The sequence below is a fragment of the Brevibacterium yomogidense genome (assembly GCF_900163715.1).
Taxonomy (GTDB): Bacteria; Actinomycetota; Actinomycetes; order Actinomycetales; family Brevibacteriaceae; genus Brevibacterium; species Brevibacterium yomogidense_A.
Window position 1 is genome coordinate 370185 of the sequence record NZ_FWFF01000017.1, and the last position, 17455, is coordinate 387639.

Below are 17455 nucleotides of genomic sequence, written 5' to 3' on the forward strand. Positions count from 1 at the left end.
CTGGCGCGGGAGCGTCGGGACGACAGACCGCAAGGAGGCTTGCAATGATGGGTGCCAGGGGACTGACCAGCCGAGGAGGCCGACGTGACCACTGGATCCCATGACGCAGTCGGGGACGGAACGCTGTCGTGGCAGAAGCGGCTGAGGCTGGCCGTCACCCGCCCGGAGTTCACGACGGACATCCTGCAGATCCTCAAATCAGTCGTCGCCGCAACCGCCGCATGGTGGTTGGCGGTCGTCGTGCTGGAATCGTCGATGCCGTTCCTCGCACCATGGGTGGCGCTCCTGACCGTGTATCCCACTGTCTATCAGTCCCTGAAGCGCGGCGCGCAGACGACCATCGCGTCCTGGGCGGGAGTGGGAGTGTCCTTCCTGATCGGGCAGTTCCTGGGTGTCGAGGTGTGGACCTTCGCGCTGGCGATCCTGGTCGGCCTGGCTGCATCCCGGATCCCCGGAATCAGGAACGAGGGGGTGGCGATCGCGACCACCGCCGTCTTCGTGCTGAGCGACGGGTTCACGGAGCAGCAGCCGATGCTGTTCGACCGCATCATCGAGGTGGCGGTGGGCGCAGCAGTGGGCCTGCTGGTGAATCTCCTGCTGATCCCGCCCCTGCGGGACCGGCAGGCGGCACGCTACGTCGATCACATCAATCGGCGCATGGGCCGCGTGTTCGTCATGATGGCCGACGAGCTCGAATCATCGTGGACCACGGACGACGAAGACGAGTGGAGCCGCGAGATCGAGTCGATGGGCGAGGACCTGCGCTCCGCGTGGCAGTCGGTGCGCACCGCGCAGGAGAGCCGTCGGGCGAATCCGCGTCTGCGCCGGCGTCTTCAGCGTGTGCAGGGGAAACCGGACCAGGCGGACTATGGGGAGATCCTCCAGCGGGTGGATGAGGGGATCTCGCATCAGCGGCACCTTGTGCGCACGCTCCGCGAGGCCTCGTACGCGCCGGGTGAATGGGACACACGCTTCCGCGAAGGGTGGGTGACCATCCTGCACGACATCGGGTACGCGATCGCGGATCCCGATCGCGAGGTCGAACCCATCGACGACCGGCTGGTGCAGCTGTCCGCCGACCTGTCCGACGACGCAGACCTGCCGACGCGTTCCTGGCCGCTGTACGGCTCACTCATCACCAGCCTGCGGCACATCGCACGCGTCGTCGATGACGTGGCCTCAGCGCGCGAGGCCCGTGAGGCGGGCGCGGGCAATCCGAAGAGCTGAGGCAACCGGGTCACGGCTCGCGTCCCCGCGGGCACGGCACAGGTCCTGGAGGTTACGGCACACGTCCCCGCGGGGACGGGGTATAGTGATCCTCGTTCGCGGACGTAGCTCAGCTGGTAGAGCATCTGCTTCCCAAGCAGAAGGTCGCGGGTTCGAACCCCGTCGTCCGCTCCGCTTCGAGCAGTACGACGTGTGCCCCGGTCCAGCTGGACCGGGGCACACATCATTCAGCAGTCAGTGTCACCACGCGCGCGAAGACGGCACCGTGCGCCCGCCTGGTGATCAGCCTCTCCACGCAGCGAGCTGCTGAGCACTGGTCTCTGCGAGCGCAGCCTGCCACAGCGGGCCGAAGCTGATCCGACGCACGCCGATCGCGCGCAGCTCCTCCAGGCTTCCCGCCTTCGCACCGTCGACCGGGTGCGCCGTGACGTTGACCGGAACGCTCACCGCGGCGACAACGCTTCGCGCTGCATCCCCGTCGGGCAGACCCACGGGGTAGACACTGCGTGCGCCCGCCTCCTCCAGCAGCTCGATGCGTGCGACGGCCTCGGCGAGCGGGTCCTCGAACAGCGCAGTGCCGTGGACCAGCGCATCGGTGCGGCCGTTGATGACGAGGTCGACCCCGGCGGCATCGGCGGCGGCCCGGGCCCCGGCGATGTAGTCCGCATGCTCGGCCCGCTCACGCAGACGCCCACCCTCGCGCCTGACGGTGTCCTCCACGTTGATGCCGACTGCGCCGGTCTCCAGCACCCGCTCCACCAGTTCTTCGGGTGCGAGCCCGTACCCGGATTCGACGTCGACGCTCGCGGGGAGGTCGACCGCCTCGACGATGCGGCGGGTGGCCTGCATGTAGTCGGCGAAGTCCATCGCCTCGCCGTCACCCGGACCCAGCGCATCGCCCACGGGGTGACTGCCGATCGTCAGCCCGGAGAAGCCCGCGGATTCCACCAGGCGCGCCGACCAGGCGTCCCATGCAGTGGGCAGGACGAGCAGATCCCCTGACGCATGGGCCTCCGCGAATCTCCGAGCGGTCTCCGTGATGTCTGCCATGGCTGCCTCCGTGGTGTGTGCGCCCGCACAGGATCGTGCGTCCTGCGCTCCACGGTAGGCGCGGACGGCGGACTCCACCAGGGGTACGACCGCTCTCAATCCGTCGGCTGGCCTGCCTCGTGCGCGCTCGCCTCCTCGACCCCCGTCTCCTCGTCCCTCGCCTCGTCCAGCCGGTACTGCTGCTGGAACACCATCGCGGCGATCATGAGGGCGGCGGGGACCAGGGTGAAGCCGACCGTGAGTGCGGTGATCGCCGAATCCGGCTGCACCGTCGCCTCACCCGCGGTGCTGGAGACGAACCCGCCCACCGCCAGCGCCGCGGAGTAGACGTACGGGCCGATGGCGGTGCCCAGCGCCTCGGTCGCCGTCCACACGCCGGTGTAGCCCCCGGCCTGGCCCTCACCGTCGCGATCGGCCGCGGCGACCGCATCCGGCACCATCGAGAAGGAGAACAGCTGCAGGCCGGCGAACGCGGTCCCCATGACCACCACGACCGCGACCGAGGCCCCCACACCCACGTGGGAGGTCCCCAGCAGGGCGATGGAGCCGACGACGAAGATCGCCTGCGAGATCAGCAGACCGCGCTGCTTGCCGATGCGGCGGGAGATGAGCATCCAGGCCGGACCCGCGGCCACCGCAGGTGCCAGGAACGAACCCATGAAGACCGCGGTGAGGCCCGCGTCGCCGTACACGTAGCGGGCGAAGTACGGCAGGGCGGCCATGAAGAGGTGCGTCGTCGTGCCGGTGAACAGGTAGGACAGGACGAGTACGCGGAAGTCACGGTCGGCCCATGCCGCCCGCACATCGGCGATCGCAGACCGGCCGGACCCCTCCGCGGGCGTGCGGAACCCGCACGACGACGTCAGCGCGCGGACGCCCCGGATCGCCACCAGCGCGGAGACCACCATGACGACGCACAGGGTCGCAGCCATCACGGTGTAGTCGCCCCGCTGCCCGCTCGTCACGAGTGCGGGAGCCGCGACGCCGGCGCCCAGCAGACCGACCGTCAGGAACAGCATCCGGAACATGAAGACGCGCGTGCGCTCGTCGTAGCCGATGACGAGGTCCGACGGAGTGGTCAGGTACGGCACCTGGAACATCGCGAAGAGCAGGTTGCCCACGATGTACCAGGCACCCACCCAGAGGGCGGCCGTCGTGCCCACCAGCCCGGACGGCACGGTGAACATCGCGACCATCGCGAGCCCCAGCAGCAGACCGCCGTACATCATCCGGCGCCGGTGCCCGACCCGGCGGGCCTGCGCATCCGACCTCGACCCGATGAGCGGATGGACGACCACATCGATGACCTTCGGCACCAGCAGTGTGAGTCCTGCCAGCGCGGCCGCCACGCCCAGCACGTCGGTGAGGAAGTACAGGAGCAGCAGCCCCGGCACGGTCACCCACACGCCCATGCCCAGCGACCCGGTCGCGAAGGCGGACAGTGCGCCGGCGGAGGCGCGCGGGCCCGACACACGCGGACCGGCGGAGGGACGGCCGGGGGACGGGACCTCGGCGGCGGTCATCGGCCGGACCCGCTTCCCAGTCTCGCCACGACGCCCGCTGCCAGCGCAGCGCCGTCGAACGCGCCCGACCGGGCGCGGCCGGCGAGAGTGCGCTGCACGATCACATCCGTCACTGCTGGGAGGTGGCGGGCGAGGAAGAACTCGACCGCGCCTCGGCGGGTGGTCGGCACATCACGGCGGGGACGCGCCCTGACCAGTGCCGATTCGATCGCGGTGAGGACTCCGCTGATCGGCTCGTACCTGCTCATGCCCTCGAGGGAGAGCCCTGCCGCGGCGGTCGAATCGTGGATCGGGCTGCGGATCGAGGACGGGTACACGCACGTGACGCCCACGTGGGTGCCCACCTCCAGGCGCAGCGCATCCGCGTACGCGGTCAGTGCGCGCTTCGAGGCGCCGTACGCGGCGGCCAGGGGCAGCTGCATGACCGCCATGCGCGAGGCGACCATGACGACGCGACCGCGGGAGGCGACGAGTGCGTCGACGCAGGCCGCCGTGACCCGCCACGCCCCCAGGAGGTTGATCTCCAGCTGGCGGCGGACCTCCGCGCCCGGTGCCAGCTCCGCGGGTGCGGGGCCGCCGATGCCGGCGTTGTTCACGAGCGCATCGAGCCCGCCCAGCCGCGCGAGCACCTGCTGGGTCCCGGCCGCCACGGACGCGTCATCGGTGAGGTCGCAGGCGAGCACCTCGAAGCCCTCATCGCCACGCGGTCTCAGATCGAGTCCGATGACGCGCGCGCCCTGCGCTGCCAGGTGCTGGCCCAGAGCCATGCCGATCGTGCCGGAGGCTCCCGTGATGAGCACGCGCATGCCGTTCAGCGTGCGCGGGGTGCGCGGGGTGCGGCTCATGGGGCGGTCTCCTCGGTCAGAGTGCGAGTCGCGGGCGTGGTGCCGGCCTCGAGCGGGGCGTGCGTCTGGGCGGATGTGCGGGGCGTCGTCGGGGTGGGGCGCGTCGCGACGGCGTAGACGCTGGAACCGCGGCGAGCTCGCTCCATGCCTGCGGCGACCTCCTTCGGCAGAGCGTTCACGTACTCGTCGAAGTCGATGCGCATCATGGGGCGGGAATCGCCCCAGCGGTCGATCGCGGCAGCACGGCTGCGGGCGACCGCGCGCTGCTGCTCGGTGCGCGCCGGCAGCGCGTAGCGGCCGGCGAGGTGGGCGGCGGCGAGCTTCGCCTGCTGCTCCACGACGGGCAGCGCGGCCCCCGTCGACTGCATGAGGCCGACGAACATGAGCGACGGATCCTCGAGGTGGAACACCCTCTGGTAGAGCGGCATGCGCTCCGGATCCCCACCGGTCCACTCACTGCCGAGGAACGGGATGCTCACCCGGTACCCGGTCGCCCACACGAGCGTGTCGACCTCGTCCGCAGACCCGTCGGCGAAGTGGACGGTGCGACCGTCGAACCGCACGATGCCGGGCCGCGGGACGACCTCGCCGTGCGTGAGGCGGTGGTGGATCGTGTCGCTGATCGTCGGGTGGTTCTGGAACAGTCCGCCGCTGGGCTCCGGCAGACCGTAGGACTGCGGCGTGCCGACGGCGATCCGCAGCATCGTCTGGGCGATCCGCTGGCGCATGCGCCACGGCAGCGTGGCCAGACGTGCGCCGGTGGCGTCGGAGGGTCGGCCGAAGAGGTACTTCGGCACCACGTGCACGCCTCGACGGGCCGACAGGAGCACCGGGGCCGCCGCGACGTAGGACGCATCCACCGCGATGTCCATCGCGGAGTTGCCCATCCCGACCACCAGCACGCGCTCGCCCGCGAACCGCTGCGCAGCGCGGTGATCGCGTGCATGCATCTGCAGGCCGGTGAAGTCGCCGGGCGGTCCCGGGTCCGGCCAGCGCGGGCACCAGTTGTGCCCGTTGGCCACGATAACGGCGTCCGCGACGAGGGTGTCGGTGCTGTCGTCCGCACCGGCGGGTGCGCCGCGGCCGGTACGTGCACCGCGGTCGGTGTCGGCACTGGCGTCGGAGTCTGCGCCGTCGCCGAGGTCGCGGTAGGTGACGCGCCACGCGTCGCCTGTGCGCACGAGGTCGGTGACCTCGGCACCGAAGCGGATGACGTCGGTGACCCCGAACGTATCCGCATAGTCCCGCAGGTATCCCTCGATCGATGCGGCAGAGGGGTAGTCGGGCCAGTCCGAGGGCATCGGGAAATCGACGAACTCGGTGCGTCTCCTGCTCGTGTTGAGGTGGAGCGAATCGTAGGCGGGGGAGAGGCCGCTTGCGTTGTCGATGGCCCAGAGCCCGCCGGGGCGGTCGCCCTTCTCCAGGACGGTGACGTCGATGCCGTCGTCCAGCAGCGACTTGGCGGTCGCGAGTCCGGCTGCGCCGGCGCCGATGACGACGACAGTGGGTGAGCGCTTCATGCTTCTCCTTCGGAGCGATGCGTGCGCCTCATTCAATCGATCGATTGAGAGGAAGTCAAGGGGTGCGGCACCGTGACTCAAGGAGGAGGGGCCCGTGACTATAGGGTGGGGCCGTGACAGCATCCGAGGAGTCGAACGGCAGCCGCGAGCGGATCATAGCCGCGGCGACGCAGCTGTTCTCGCAGCGCGGATATCAGGCCACCAGCACTCGGGCGATCGGCGATGCGGCCGGTCTCAATATCGGCACGGTGGCCTACCACGTGGGCGGCAAGCCGGATCTGTACCGCGAAGTGATGCGCCGTGCCCACGCCGCGCAGGGTGCTGCGGTGATGGCAGCACTGGGCGACGTGATGGAGGCGGAGCCCACCGCCGAGTCCACAGTCGCGGCGCTCCACCACTTCGTCGACGCCTACCTGGACTTCTGCCTGAGCCACCCCGAGGTCCCGGCGCTGTGGATGCGCCGCTGGCTGGACGACGGCGAGGGACTGGATGAGGGAGCGGATCGGGACGGCAGGGAGGATCCGGCCGGCGAGGACGCGAGCCGGGGCGAACGCGGCAGCGACGTCGATGAGATCGTGAAGGATTTCGCAGGGCCGCTCGTCGCACGCGTGGCCGAGGGGGTCGGTGGAGCACTCGACCGTGCGGGGATCGGGGCGCGCGTCGACCTGGAGATGCTCGCCTACTCGATCGTGTGGTCGACCCACTCCTTCAGCCGTGCGGGGTTCGTCGACTCCTCCGGCGCGCGCAGGGTCGCGTCGAGCCCCGCGATGACGGACCGCTTCCGTGCGCACCTCCACCAGCTGGTCGACGGGGTCGTGCTGCGCAGCGCCGACTGACACCACGGCGAGGACTGGCGCCACGGCGACGTCTGTCTCCACGTCGACCACTGTGCTGACTGGTCAGCGAGCCAGCCGCAGCGTGAGCTGACCGTGACCGTTCCGGATCGGCCGCAGCGTCAGCCCTGCGCCGTCGCCGGATACGTCACCCGACCGTCCTCGCCCACGCGGGCTCCGTCGCTCAGCTTCGCATCCATGGTCTTCTCCGCACCCATGATGTGCTGAACGGACTCGCCGTGCGCCAGCAGGTGATCGGCGATGATCCTCCGGTGGCACCGCCACCACACCGCCTCCGCACACATGACGGCCACACGCTTCTCCGATCCCCACGCGCGCAGCTCGTCCAGCGCGTCGGCGAACTCATCGGACAGTGCGTGATCCGCGTAGTTGTGGAAGCTCCGGTTCTGCCACCACGCGTTCACCTCGAAGGGCGCCGTCCTGCTCACGGGGCGCCGGCCGGTGAGAGCGGGGGAGGGGACCAGCTCGACCTCTGCCGTGTCCAAGGACCCGCCCAGCGCGTCCTCATCGAACTGTGGGTGCTTCGACGATCCCGGCAGACGGCGCACATCGACGACGAGCTCCACTGCGCTCTCCTCGAGCAGCGCCAGAAACTCCTCGAGCGACCGGTTCGAATGCCCGATCGTGAAGAATGCGCCACCCATCGCCAGGCCTCCTTCGACGACTGCACCCATCTCTGCGGGAACGTCCGTCCTCGATGCTACAGACACGCCCCCGTCGGTCAGGGTTCACTCAGGGTTACTCGGTGTTCGCACAACGTCTGATCAGGGATGACACAGTCTCCGCGGCACTCCTACGAGTCACTCACCGAGTGACGACGCGACTCTCCGGAAAGAGAACATGTCACCCTCACCCACACGCTCACTCCTCACGACGGTGGCACTCGCCACCGCCCTCGTGGCGCCGGGAGCCGTGCTCGTCCCGGGACTGCCCGGGACCTCGGCGCCGGCGCACGCGGCCCCCACCGACGACCAGTTGGGAGCGGACGGCTCCGTCCTGCGCTCCTCGGAGACCACCCGGGTGGCTCCCGGCCTGGAACTTACAAACTTCTCCCGCATGGAGGACGGCGGCTGGAACAACGGCAATGTGCTCACCGCGGACCTCACGGAGGACAGCCTCTCCGTCGACGTCGCAGACACCGGCGTGGTCTCCGGCGGCAGCGCCCCCACCAGTGAGGTCATGGCATCCGGCGAGCAGGGCGGCCAGGCTGTCGCAGCCGTGAACGGCACCTTCTTCGACATCAACCACTCCGATGCACCGATCTACTCGACGGTGTCCCGGGACGAATTGCGCGTCGGCACGCAGACGCCCATGCCCAGCCTCACGATCACGGGCCAGCAGGCCGCCGTGCAGATGCTGTCCGCCTCCGGCACACTCACAGCCGACGGCGAGGAGCTTGAGCTGGGCGGCCTCAACAACCCCCAGCTGTCGGCCGACGCGATCGGCGTCTACACCGCCGCGTGGGGCGACTACACGCTGGACCGCCCCGCAGGCGGACCGGACGCGCTCGCCGATGACATCGCCCGTGTGAGCGTCGTCGACGGGGAAGTCGTCGACGCATCGGGCCTCGTCGAGGAAGCTGGTGACCCGGACGTCCCCGCAGGCGGCCAGGTGCTGCTGGGCCGGGAGGACGGCGCACACGCACTGGCCGAGCTCGAGGTGGGAGACGCGGTCGACGTGGAGATCGGCCCCTCCCAGGACGTCGACGCCGCGATCGCCGGCAGCAACCAGATCCTCACCGACGGCACGGTGCCGGACATGAGCGGCGATCTGGCGACGGGGATCCATCCCCGCACCGCGGTGGGCATCAGCAGGGACGGCACGGAGCTGTTCGTCACGACGATCGACGGGCGCAGCGGAGCCTCCCGCGGCATGACGCTTCCGGAGATGGGCGAGTTCTTCCAGGACCTCGGCGCGCACAACGCGGTGAACCTGGACGGCGGCGGTTCCACGACGATGGTGGCCCGCCCTGCCGGTGCGCAGGCACCCACCGTCCAGAACGCGCCGTCCGACGGTGCGGAGCGCAACGTGCCCAACGCACTCGTCTTCTACTCCGACGCACCGGCCGAGCAGCTGAGCGACGTGCAGCTCGACACGCAGCTGGAGGGCGAGGACACCGTCCTGCGCGGCATGCACCGCTCGTACCGCGGGACCGGGCTGGGGGAGAACCTCGACCCGCTCGCGGTGGCCGGCACCTTCGAGGCCGAGGACGGGCTGACCCTCGCCGAGGCGGACGGCGCCTCCGCATCCGTCCGCGGTGACGAGACCGGCACCTCGCGCGTGTCCTACTCCGCAGAGGGCCACACCGCGCGGAAGGATCTGCGCGTCCTGGGCGAGGCGATCGGCCTGCGCCCCAGCGACCGCGCCCTCAACCTCGCAGAGGTGGGCGACTCCGCGGAGCTGACGGTCGAGGGCTTCGATTCCGACGGCCACTCCGCCCGGGTCGAATCCCGCGACCTGGAGGTCGAGGCGAGTGACGGCATCGACGTGAGCGTCGACGACTTCGGCACCTACGTCGTGACGGCGACGGACGAGACCGCGGGCGGCTCGGTGACCTTCCGCACGGCAGGCGCGACGACCTCGGCGGATGTGACGGCGTCCGTCCCCGTCACCGTGGGCACGGACGTGACGGACGTCGTGGACTTCGGCGACCTGGACGCCTTCTCCGATGAAACCGCCCGGGCGACCGGTTCGTTCTCCGCCGGCGAGCCCACCGAGGACGGGCAGCCGTCGCTGGAACTGGACTACGACTTCACGCAGTCGTCCGCGACCCGCGGCTACTACCTCATCAGCAACGATCCCGTGGAGGTCGAGGGCAACACGCTGGCCTTCGAGCTGCAGGTGCGCGGCGACGGGTCCGGCGCGTGGCCCCGTCTGCAGGTGCGCGGAGCGGACGGCGTCGTGACGAACCTGGACGGCGACCACCTCACGTTCGACGGCTGGCAGAAGGTCCGCTTCGAGGTGCCGGCCGGCCTCGCGCAGCCGCTGTCGTTCGAGCGGATCCGCATGATGGAGACCCGCCCGGATGCCCAGTACACGGGTGACATCGCGGTGGCCGGACTCCAGGCGATCGCCACTCCGGAAGCCGCACCCACCGAGGACGCGCCCGTCCACGACCCGGCCCTGCTGGCGACGGGCAGCGTCGAGGACCGGCCGCAGAACATCGCGGTCATGAGCGATGCGCAGTTCGTCGCGGCGAACCCGGACAGCGATGCGGTCGCCGGTGCCCGTCGGACGCTGCAGGAGATCCAGGCCGCAGAACCGGACATGCTCGTCATCAACGGCGACTTCGTCGACGAGGCGGCGGAGGAGGACTTCGCGCTCGCACAGCAGATCCTCGATGAGGAGTGGACGTCGGACATCCCCTACGTCTACGTCCCCGGCAACCACGAGGTGATGGGCGGGGAGATCTCGAACTTCGAGGACGCCTTCGGACCGGCATCGACGGAGCGCTCGCTGGGCCGGACCAAGGCGATCACGCTGAACACCGCGTCGGGTTCTCTGCGAGACGGCGATACGGATCAGCTGCAGATGCTCGAGGACGCACTCGAGGAGGTGGGCAAGAGCGATCACCTCACCGGTGCCGCCGTGTTCTTCCACCATCCGCCGCAGGACCCGCTGCCGTCGAAGTCCAGCCAGCTGTCGGACCGGCGCGAGGCGGAGGAACTTGAAGCACTGCTGGGTGACTTCCGTGAGGAGACGGGCAAGTCCGCCGCCGTGGTGAACGGGCACGTGGGCGTCTTCCACGGCTCCGCCGTCGACGGCGTCAGCTACATGATCAACGGCAACTCCGGGAAGAACCCGTCGGGCACGCCCGCGAACGGCGGATTCACCGGGTGGACGATGCTGGGTGTGGACCCGGGTCTCGGCGATGTGGGCGGCAATCCCACGACGACCGACCGCGTCGCGTGGTTCGCGGCGGAGACCCGACCGTGGGTCGACGAGATCAGCGTCGACGCTCCGCAGGCGATGACCCCCGGACAGACCGGCGAGGTCTCTGCCGAGTTCACACAGGACGACCGCACCGTGCCCGTCGGCTGGCCGGTGACCTCGCAGTGGGGTGGCGACGGGGTCGTCGTGGACGGCGGCGACCAGGCAATGGGTGGTTCGTCCGCAGCGGCTGTGGCGCGCGATGCGCAGGCGGGCGGTGCTGCGGGTGCTGGCGCTGCGGGTGCTGCGGGTGCTGCGGGTGCGGCCGGCGGCGCCGAGGCGCTGGAGGCCGGTGCCGACGTAGTCCGCGTGAACCCGCGGACCGGGGAGATCACCGCGGTGCAGCCGGGAACGGCGACCGTGAGTGTCACGGTGAATGGTCGGACTGCGGAAACGACGGTCGTCGTGGCAGGTGACGAGGAGCCCGAGCCGAACCCGACAGATGACCCGACGGACAACCCGTCTGACGACCCGACAGAGGGTCCGAGCGAGGAGCCGACAGGCGAGCCCACGGAGGATCCGACGGGGGAGCCGACCGGTGAGCCGACAGGGGAGCCGTCTCAGGACCCGACGGACGATCCCACTGACGATCCCACGGACGATCCGACGGGTGATCCCACCGGTGAGCCGACAGGGGAGCCGTCCGACGACCCGACCGAGTCCGAATCCCCGGACGCCCCGCGTCCCGATGAGTCGGATGATCCGCACGATGGGTCAGACGACGACGGATCGGACGACAACGGCTCCGGCGACGACGGATCCGGTGACGACGGATCTGGTGACGACGGATCCGGTGACGGAGGCGCCGAGCACGGAGATGAGGACGACCGTGGCTCCGGCGACGATGGCACCCTTCCCCGGACAGGAGCTCAGGTGGGCCTCGCCCTCGCATTGGGCACCATCCTCGTGGTCGCCGGTCTCGTCGTGACGAGGCTGGCGCGCAGGCAGAGCTGACCCTCCGTCTCACCGCGCGGTGCCTCACCGTGTGAGGTCTGAGCGGCGGCCCCGGATGCGTAGGAATCCCGCGCATCCGGGGCCGCTCCCGTCTCACCAGGAGAACTCTCTCGTGGACTCTTAACACTCCCTGAGAGAATTCCCGGGCGCCGACCGCACCCGGCGATGACCAGAGGAGACTCCATGACCGCGACGGCACCCGGTTCCCCCGAACCCGCACCCACCCAGCCGACTGCGCACGCACCCACGACCACCTCCCCGCGGGAGATGCGACGCGTCGCCGGAGCGAGTGCCTTCGGCACCGGCATCGAGCTCTACGACTTCCTGATCTTCGGACTCGCCGCGGGCCTCGTGTTCCCCAAGCTGTTCTTCCCGGAGTCCGACCCGCTGATCGGCACGCTCCTGTCGTTCATGACGTTCGGGGCGGGCTTCCTGTCGCGGCCGCTGGGCGGCATCGTGTTCGGTCACTTCGGCGACCGGTTCTCGCGCAAGACGATGCTCGTCGTCTCGCTCGTGGCCACGGGCGCCTGCACGGTCGCGATGGGCCTGCTGCCCACCTACGCCACGGTCGGCGTCCTCGCTCCGATCCTGCTGGTGGGGCTCCGCGTGCTGCAGGGGTTCTTCATGGGCGGTGAGCAGTCCGGCGCCTTCCTCATGGTCACCGAGCACGCGCCCGTCGGCCGCAAGTCCTTCTTCGGTGCGTTCGTCACCGCTGGCTCGCCCATCGGCAGCATCCTGGGCATCGGCGTCTTCAACCTCGTCGCCGTCGCGACCGGTCCCGCGTTCACCGACTGGGGCTGGCGCGTGCCGTTCCTCGCCTCCGCCATCCTCATCGCGGTCGGCATCTACGTGCGTCTGGGGATCTCGGAGAGCCCGGTCTTCAAGAAGATGGCCAGTGAGCCCAAGCCGTCGCGTCTGCCGCTGGCGGGAGTGCTGGCCACGGCGATGCCGCTGATCATCGGCGGTGTGCTGGTGAACCTGGGCTTCAACCTCTTCATCTTCATCATCAACTCGTTCAGCATGTCCTACGGCACGGAGCAGCTGGGGATGGACCGCAACGTCATCCTGCTGAGCGGCATGGCAGGGTCCGTCGGCATGCTCATCGCCGTGTTCGTCGCGGGTTGGCTGGCGGACAGGTATGGACTGCTGCGCGTCATGATGGCGGGTGCGCTCTTCCAGATCGTCTGGGCGTTCCCCTACTTCTGGCTGTTCGACAGCCGCAGTGTGGAGCTCATCTACCTCGCGGTGATCGTCGCCTACATCGGCCTGAGCTTCGTGTTCGGCCCCATGGCCGCCTTCTACGTGAGTCTCTTCAAGCCCGAGCACCGCTACTCCGGCGTCGCACTGTCCTACAACCTGGGCGCGGTGCTGGGCGGCGGGCTCTCACCCTCGATCGCGACAGCCCTGCTGGGCACCTTCGACGGCAGTGCGGGCATCTCGCTGTACATCGCGATCGGTGGCGCACTGTCCGCGATCGGCCTGCTCATGACTGCGAAGCGGGTGCGTGCGGCCTCGACCGCCACCCTGGGCGACTGAGCAGGAGCACCTCTCGAGGCGCCTGCGCCACACTGCGCCTGCGTCACTCCTCCTCAACCGACACCGCCGCCGAGGCTGCAGCTGGAACCCAGCTGCGATCTCGGCGGCGGTTGTGGTGTGGGATCGGCTCGCTCAGGAGTTCGAGTCTGGGTCCCGCCTCGGCAGCCGCTTGCTGCCCGTGCGCCCGGCGAGGGTGCCGGTGCGCTTGGGGCGGTCGACGTCCCGGTCCGTCGGGGGACGGAGGTAGGGGTCCTGCATGACAGGGACCTCGGTGGCCGGCTGTGGCCGCGTGGTCGTGTCAGCAGGATCCTCGTAATCGTACTTGTCGTCATCCGTCCGCATGCGGCGGATGGTCTCCTCCGGCGGCAGCACCTTGCGCCACTCGCGGGTGCGCATGTCGGGCAGCTCGCCGGCATCCTCGCGCAGCGCCCGATGCACCGAGTACATCTGGAAGAACGCGATGATGAAGAACGGCAGTCCGATCAGGATGGAGATCGACTGGAGGGCCTCGAGTCCGCCCTCTCCGGAGAACACCAGCAGCGTCGCGGTGATGAGGCCGACCGCGACGGCCCAGAACAGACGCTGGCCCAGCGGATTGAAGTCCTCGTGCCCGTTGGACATCGTGTCGACCACCAGGGCCGCGGAGTCCAACGATGTGATGAAGAAGATGACCACGACCACGATCGCGATGACGGAGACGATCCACGCCGCCGGGTAGTGGGACAGGAGCTCGAAGAGGGCTCCGGGGATATCGCCGTCGTCGACCACGCGCTCGACGAGTCCGCCGTCGCCGTTGAGTTCGATGTCCAGCGCGGCGTAGCCGAAGATGCCGAACCAGATGACGGAGAACAGGGAGGGAACGGCGAGCACGCCCACCACGAACTGGCGAATGGTGCGGCCGCGGGAGATCCGGGCGATGAAGATACCGACGAACGGCGACCAGGTGATGGTCCATGCCCAGTAGAAGACGGTCCAGGTGTTCTGCCACCCGGTGTTCGCGAAGGTGTCGTTCCACAGCGCGAGCTCCGGCAGGTTCACCACGTAGGAGCCGAACGACTCGAACGTGCCCTTCAGGAGGAAGAGCATCGAGCCGCCGAAGACGAGCACGAAGAGCAGCAGGCCGACAGCGGCGATGATGTTGATGTTCGAGAGGACCTTGATGCCCTTCTCGAGTCCCAGGCCGACGGAGATCATTGCGATGCCGGTGACGACGGCGATGATGATGAGCTGCCAGCCAGCGTTCTGCGGCACACCGAAGAGCTGTTCGAGCCCGCCGTTGATCTGCAGGACGCCGAGGCCGATCGAGACTGCGACGCCGAACACGGTTCCGATGATGGCGACGATGTCGATGAACTTGCCGATGGGGCCGTGGATCCTCCGGCCGAGGATGGGTTGGAAGATCGAGGAGACGCGCGGCGGAAGGTTCCGCTTGTGGATGAAGTATGCGAAGCCTAATGCAGGCAGCGTGAAGATCGCCCACGTGTGGAACGTGAAGTGGTACATCGAGAAGTTCATCGCGTCCATGGCGGCAGCCACGGACTCGGCCTCGATGCCGAGGGCGTCACCCCGCGGGGGGTCGCCGAAGTGGCTGACGGGCTCGGCGACGCCCCAGAACATGAGGATGGAGCCGATGCCGGCGGCGAACAGCATGCCGAACCACGTGAGGTTGGAGTGCTCGGGAGCCTCGTCGTCGGGTCCCAGCTTCACACGGCCGAACCTGCTGGCTGCGATGTAGATGAGGAAGACGAGGAAGATGGTGACGCCCAGGATGTAGAACCAGCCGAAGTTCTCCATGAGCCACTGGGACGCGACGCCCGTCGCCGTTGACAGCGGGTCCGTGAAGAGGATTGTAGCGATGACGAAGAGGATGATGACGCCTGCAGCCCCGAAGAACACCGCTGGGGTAGTCCTCAGTCGCAGGCCGTCATGGAGGCGGTTCAACATGTTCCGCACCTTCCGCGGTCAGGTCGGAGACAAGAAACCTGTGCAACGCTCCTTGCCCCGTGGTTTATGGCTCGGTGTGCTGAGCGTAGCAGGAGAGGGTGCTGGTGGTGGGGGTGATCGGGAGGCCTGAGTCTGCCCCGCCTCAGTCCTCTTCGTCGTCCTCGCCGTGACCGAACGGGTCCGGATCCGTGCCGGGCAGCCACGAGACCCCGGGGACGTTGTACCCCTCTGCCTTCTGCGCCCGCTTCCAGCGGCGCTTCCACTTGTCCTGCAGGCGATCGACGTAGAGGGTGCCCTGCAGGTGGTCGTACTCGTGCTGCATGATCCGGGCGAACCAGCCCTCGACGACCAGTGAGATCGTCTCCCCGTTCTCGTCCTTGCCGTTGATCGTCACCTTCTCGCTGCGCTTGAGCGGGAAGTCCAGGACGGGGACGGACAGGCAGCCCTCCGATTCGTCATCGGGATCCGGACGGCCGTCGGGCACCTTGGAGCCCACGAGCACCGGGTTGATGAACACGCCGCGGCGCCGCACCTGTGCGACATCGTCCTCCGCGTCGTACACGAAGATCTGCTTGCCGACGCCGATCTGCGGGGCGGCCAGCCCCACGCCGTTGGACGCGGCAAGCGTTTCGAACATGTCAGCGACGAGCGTGCGCAGCTCGTCGTCGAACTCCGTCACCCTGTCCGCAGCGCGGTGCAGGACGGGCTCTCCATAGACGACGATGGGGTGAATGGTCATGCGCAGAATCTTATCGGCACACAGCTCTACAGCGGCGCGCGGTGGGCGACCACGGTCTTCATGATGAGAGTCGACGTCATGCGCCGCACACCCGGCAGCTGCGAGAGCGTCGAGTCGTAGAGCTCCTGGTATGTCTGCTTCGACTCCGTCGCTACATAGAGCTGATAGTCCGGAGCACCGAAGAGGCGCTGCGCCTGCACGATCTGGGGGACCTGCACGGCGGCCTCTTCGAAAGCCGTCATCGCGGAGTGGTTCCCAGCCTCCATCGTGACGAACACCAGAGCCTCGAACGGCTTGCCGAGCTTCTCGAAATCCAATTCCGCGCGAAACCCCTGGATGACGCCACTGGTCTCCAGATCGCGGAAACGCCTGTGGCACGCGGAGAGGCTCAGCCCGACCTTTCCCGCTACCTGCGTCATCGTCGCTCGCCCGTCGTCTTGCAGCAGTGAAAGAATCTCCCGGTCAATCGCGTCCATAGCGATAAGTCTCCCGCCAGAATCCGCGAATGGCAACAGATTGCGAAGCACATTCGAGCGCTTCCTCAATAGTCTGCCCGCATGGACGTCATGCTGCTCTTCGCCTTCTGGGGGCTCACCACTCTGCTGATCTGCACCCCGGGTGCCGACTGGGCCTACCTCATCACTGCGGGCCTGCGCGGTCGCGGAGTCCAGGCCGTGCTCGGCATGGTCGTGGGGCACTTCGCGATCGCGCTGGCCGTGGCACTGGGTCTGGCGGCCCTCGTCGCCGAGCACGCCTGGATGCTCACCGTCATCAGCGTCGCCGGTGGCCTCTACCTCCTCTGGCTGGGGACCTCGGCGCTGCAGTCGCTCCTCAAGGAGCGCAGGACCGCGGCGCCTGCCGCGGGCAGCAGTGCCGCCGAGGCGCCGGTCGCCTCCCCGATGCCGCTCGGCTACGAGGGGGGCGGCTCCCTCGACGCTGTGGGCAGCGCGTGCATGATGCCCGGTGGCCACGTGGGCGAGTGCGACTCCGCAGTCGCAGTGAAGCAGCGCGTGCGCGTCCGGCCCTCGAAGCGAGCCGTCGCACTGCAGGGGCTGAGCGTCAGTCTGCTGAATCCCAAGGTGTACCTGATGTTCTTGGCGCTGGTTCCCCAGTTCGTGTCGGATGCAGCGCCGATGTCCGACGCCGCGCAGCTGATTGTCCTGGGCATGGTGCACGTCCTCACCTGTGGACTCATCTACCTTGCAGTCTCGCTGGGCGCGGGTGCGATTCTCATCGCACGACCGCGCGCGGCGACCGTCGTCACGGCGGCGTCTGGGATCCTCATGAGCGTGCTGGGCGCAGTGGTGATCGTCGACGTGATCGTGTGACATGA

The 17455-nt window shown here is 68.8% G+C and carries 13 protein-coding genes and 1 tRNA gene; 6 read left to right on the forward strand and 8 right to left on the reverse strand.

All coding sequences use genetic code 11. From position 1 onward, the window contains the following. Positions 1 to 84: 84 nt before the first annotated feature. Complete coding sequence (locus FM105_RS10625; protein ID WP_256970343.1) at positions 85 to 1227, forward strand: FUSC family protein; 1143 nt, start codon at positions 85 to 87, stop codon at positions 1225 to 1227. Positions 1228 to 1325: 98 nt separating this feature from the next. Further along, a tRNA-Gly gene (locus FM105_RS10630) sits at positions 1326 to 1398 on the forward strand. Between the two features lie 111 nt (positions 1399 to 1509). Here the strand turns inward: FM105_RS10630 and FM105_RS10635 are convergent. From FM105_RS10635 to FM105_RS10650, 4 genes are all read right to left on the reverse strand, one after another. After that, on the reverse strand, positions 1510 to 2277 hold the full coding sequence (locus tag FM105_RS10635) for an isocitrate lyase/PEP mutase family protein (RefSeq protein WP_087008007.1): 768 nt from the start codon (positions 2275 to 2277) through the stop codon (positions 1510 to 1512). 95 nt (positions 2278 to 2372) lie between these two features. Continuing rightward, on the reverse strand, positions 2373 to 3800 hold the full coding sequence (locus FM105_RS10640; RefSeq protein ID WP_087008009.1) for an MFS transporter: 1428 nt from the start codon (positions 3798 to 3800) through the stop codon (positions 2373 to 2375). Continuing rightward, positions 3797 to 4645, reverse strand: coding sequence for an SDR family NAD(P)-dependent oxidoreductase (locus FM105_RS10645; RefSeq protein WP_218777941.1), 849 nt, complete (start codon positions 4643 to 4645; stop codon positions 3797 to 3799). Before FM105_RS10645 ends, FM105_RS10640 begins: the two co-directional genes overlap by 4 nt. Beyond that, positions 4642 to 6165, reverse strand: coding sequence for a flavin-containing monooxygenase (locus FM105_RS10650; RefSeq protein ID WP_087008011.1), 1524 nt, complete (start codon positions 6163 to 6165; stop codon positions 4642 to 4644). The genes FM105_RS10645 and FM105_RS10650 overlap by 4 nt, the downstream gene beginning before the upstream one ends. Before the next feature lie 113 nt (positions 6166 to 6278). Here FM105_RS10650 and FM105_RS10655 point away from each other — a divergent pair, with 113 nt between their 5' ends. Then, positions 6279 to 7001 (forward strand): TetR/AcrR family transcriptional regulator, encoded by a 723-nt coding sequence (locus tag FM105_RS10655; protein WP_087008013.1) that lies wholly within the window; start codon positions 6279 to 6281, stop codon positions 6999 to 7001. 119 nt (positions 7002 to 7120) lie between these two features. Here the strand turns inward: FM105_RS10655 and FM105_RS10660 are convergent, their stop codons facing one another. After that, positions 7121 to 7663: a DUF488 domain-containing protein gene (locus FM105_RS10660; RefSeq protein WP_087008414.1), complete on the reverse strand. Its 543-nt coding sequence runs from the start codon at positions 7661 to 7663 to the stop codon at positions 7121 to 7123. A gap of 196 nt (positions 7664 to 7859) precedes the next feature. Here FM105_RS10660 and FM105_RS10665 point away from each other — a divergent pair, with 196 nt between their 5' ends. Together FM105_RS10665 and FM105_RS10670 are read left to right on the forward strand one after the other, a co-directional pair. After that, positions 7860 to 11903: a phosphodiester glycosidase family protein gene (locus tag FM105_RS10665; protein ID WP_087008015.1), complete on the forward strand. Its 4044-nt coding sequence runs from the start codon at positions 7860 to 7862 to the stop codon at positions 11901 to 11903. A gap of 183 nt (positions 11904 to 12086) precedes the next feature. Further along, entirely contained in the window at positions 12087 to 13439 is a 1353-nt protein-coding gene (locus FM105_RS10670) for an MFS transporter (RefSeq protein WP_087008018.1), read from the forward strand. 132 nt (positions 13440 to 13571) lie between these two features. Here the strand turns inward: FM105_RS10670 and FM105_RS10675 are convergent, their stop codons facing one another. The 3 genes from FM105_RS10675 to FM105_RS10685 all read right to left on the reverse strand — a co-directional run bounded on the left by FM105_RS10675 (position 13572) and on the right by FM105_RS10685 (position 16598). After that, entirely contained in the window at positions 13572 to 15383 is a 1812-nt protein-coding gene (locus tag FM105_RS10675; RefSeq protein WP_087008020.1) for a BCCT family transporter, read from the reverse strand. Positions 15384 to 15525: 142 nt separating this feature from the next. Then, on the reverse strand, positions 15526 to 16122 hold the full coding sequence (gene def, locus FM105_RS10680) for a peptide deformylase (RefSeq protein WP_087008022.1): 597 nt from the start codon (positions 16120 to 16122) through the stop codon (positions 15526 to 15528). Positions 16123 to 16148: 26 nt separating this feature from the next. Further along, on the reverse strand, positions 16149 to 16598 hold the full coding sequence (locus tag FM105_RS10685) for an Lrp/AsnC family transcriptional regulator (RefSeq protein ID WP_087008024.1): 450 nt from the start codon (positions 16596 to 16598) through the stop codon (positions 16149 to 16151). Between the two features lie 81 nt (positions 16599 to 16679). Here FM105_RS10685 and FM105_RS10690 point away from each other — a divergent pair, with 81 nt between their 5' ends. Further along, entirely contained in the window at positions 16680 to 17450 is a 771-nt protein-coding gene (locus tag FM105_RS10690) for a LysE family translocator (RefSeq protein ID WP_087008026.1), read from the forward strand. Positions 17451 to 17455 lie beyond the last annotated feature (5 nt).